Source organism: Pseudomonas sp. RL, assembly GCF_000647775.1.
Lineage (GTDB): Bacteria > Pseudomonadota > Gammaproteobacteria > Pseudomonadales > Pseudomonadaceae > Serpens > Serpens flexibilis.
In genome coordinates this window covers 1-2,527 of record NZ_JBOY01000199.1, presented here as the reverse complement: position 1 = coordinate 2,527, position 2,527 = coordinate 1, and the positions used below count along the sequence as shown (strand labels likewise).

Sequence of the window (2,527 nt, the reverse complement as noted above, 5' to 3'; positions counted from 1 at the left end):
TGGCAGTCGCCGGTCTGGTCGTTGGGCAGGCGCAGGGCGCCGGCCAGCCGATCAGTCACCGTCGCCAGCGCCGGTTCGACGCGGGCGATGCCGGCGCGGTCGAGCAGCTCGTAGGGCACGCCGCTGCGTTCCAGCACGGCGATGTCCTTGGCCGCCGCGTCCAGCTGCGCCTGGCTGCGAAACAGCTGGGTAGTGCCCAGCTGGCGCCCTTCGTAGGCGATGCCGGTTTCGGCGCGCAGCTCGTCCAGGCAATCGCGACTGTACTCGGCCAGCCGCACCATGCGCTCCTTGTTGACCGCGTAACGCGCGGTGGTGCAGTTGCGCAGCATGCGCGCCATCCACAGGTACTGGGCCGGGTCGGCGGTGAAGCGGATCGCCAGCGGCGCGTGGCGCTGGAACAGCCACTTGATGGCCTTGAGCGGCACGCCGGGCGCGGCCCAGGGCGCGGCATAGCCGGGTGACACCTGGCCGGCGTTGGCGTAGCTGGTTTCCAGCGCGGGCCCGGGCTGGCGGTCGACCACCACCACCTCGAAGCCCTCACGGGCCAGATAGTAGGCACTCGCCGTGCCGATGACACCGCCACCCAGTACCAGTACGCGCATCGCGACCTCCCCGCTGTTGGAGCCCACTTGTGATGAGCCGAGTCTACGAATTGCTGGCTGGTGTTATTCACCATTTAGCGAACTATATTGGCGATAAACCTTCAGCCAATCCGCTTCACACAGGAAGATTCACTATGCGCAGCGAACACCAGGTGCGTCGTGAACTGGACAAGATCGACCGTCACATCCTGCGCATCCTGCAGGAGGAGGGGCGGATTTCCTTCACCGAGCTGGGCGAGCGGGTCGGTCTGTCCACCACGCCCTGCACCGAGCGGGTGCGGCGCATGGAGCGCGAAGGGGTGATCCTCGGCTACAGCGCGCGGCTCAATCCCCACACGCTCAAGGCCGGTCTGCTGGTATTCGTGGAAATCAACCTGGCCTACAAGTCCGGGGACATCTTCGAGGAATTCCGCCGCGCCGTGCTCAAGCTGCCGCAGGTGCTGGAGTGCCACCTGGTGTCCGGCGACTTCGACTACCTGATCAAGGCGCGCATCTCGGAAATGGCCTCCTACCGCAAGCTGCTCGGCGACATCCTGCTCAAGCTGCCCCATGTGCGCGAATCCAAGAGCTACATCGTCATGGAGGAGCTGAAAGAAACCCTGCAACTGCCGGTTCCGGGATAACAGCTTGTCGGCGAGCCGGCGTGGCGACTACCCTGCGTAAAAATTCCCGCACAGCCGCCACGGAATTCCGCACATGAGCGCCGCGCCGCCACACTTGCACGCCCCGTCCTACTACGCCGCCAGCCGCAACCGCTCGCTGGAATTCCCCACCCTGCAAGGCGGCCAGCGCGCCGATGTGTGCATCGTCGGCGGCGGCTTCAGCGGTCTGAACACCGCGCTGGAACTGGCCGAGCGCGGCCTGTCGGTGATCCTCCTGGAGGCCCGGCAGATCGGCTGGGGCGCCAGCGGCCGCAATGGCGGCCAGCTCATTCGCGGCCTGGGCCACGACCTGCAACGCTTCGCCCCCCAACTCGGCGCCGACGGCGTGCGCGAACTCAAGCGCATGGGGCTGGAGGCGGTGCAGCTGGTGCGCCGGCGCATCGAACGCCACGCCATCGACTGCGACCTGACCTGGGGTTATTGCGACCTGGCCAACACGCCCGTGCATCTGGAGGACTTCGCCGCCGAACGCGAGGATCTGCTCGCCCTCGGCTACCCGCACGAGCTGCGCCTGCTCGACGCGGCGGAGCTGCCACAAGTGATCGACTCCCAACGCTACGTGGGCGGCATGATCGACCGGGGCTCGGGCCACCTGCACCCCCTCAACCTGGCGCTGGGCGAGGCGGCCGCCGCCGCGCAGCTCGGCGTGCGCCTGTTCGAGCAGTCGCCGGTCACCCGCCTGGACTACGGCGCCCGGGTGCGCGTGCACACGCCGCATGGCCAGGTGGAAGCCGACAGCCTGGTGCTGGCCGGCAACGCCTACCTGGGCGACCTGGAGCCGACCCTGGGCGGCAAGGTGCTGCCCGCCGGCAGCTACATCATCGCCACCGAGCCGCTGGGCGAAGCGCGCGCCCGCCAGTTGATCCCGCAGAACATGGCGCTGTGCGACCAGCGCGTGGCGCTGGATTATTTTCGTCTGTCCGCCGATCACCGCCTGCTGTTTGGCGGTGCCTGCCACTATTCCGGTCGCGACCCGCGAGACATCGCCGCCTACATGCGGCCCAAGATGCTCAAGGTGTTCCCGCAGCTGGCCGACGTGCGCATCGACTTCCAGTGGGGCGGCATGATCGGCATCGGCGCCAACCGCCTGCCGCAGATCGGCCGCCTGCCGGGGCGGGACAACGTCTACTTCGCCCAGGCCTACTCCGGCCACGGCCTGAACGCCACCCACCTGGCCGGCAAGCTGCTGGCCGAAGCCATCGCCGGCCAGCAGGGCGGCGGCTTCGACCTGTTCGCCCGGGTGCCGCACCTGACGTTCCCCGG

At 68.2% G+C, this 2,527-nt stretch carries 2 protein-coding genes and 1 pseudogene; 2 read left to right on the top strand and 1 reads right to left on the bottom strand.

The genetic code is table 11. The features are described 5' to 3' along the window. Positions 1-602: pseudogene (dadA, locus tag AS93_RS0118150) on the bottom strand (D-amino acid dehydrogenase); the annotation flags it as partial. A gap of 134 nt (positions 603-736) precedes the next feature. Here dadA and AS93_RS0118145 point away from each other — a divergent pair. Together AS93_RS0118145 and AS93_RS0118140 are read left to right on the top strand one after the other, a co-directional pair. After that, entirely contained in the window at positions 737-1,225 is a 489-nt protein-coding gene (locus AS93_RS0118145; RefSeq protein ID WP_027591898.1) for an Lrp/AsnC ligand binding domain-containing protein, read from the top strand. Positions 1,226-1,298: 73 nt separating this feature from the next. Continuing rightward, positions 1,299-2,527, top strand: a 1,229-nt coding sequence (locus AS93_RS0118140) for an FAD-binding oxidoreductase (protein ID WP_027591897.1), incomplete at its 3' end; no start/stop codon positions are given.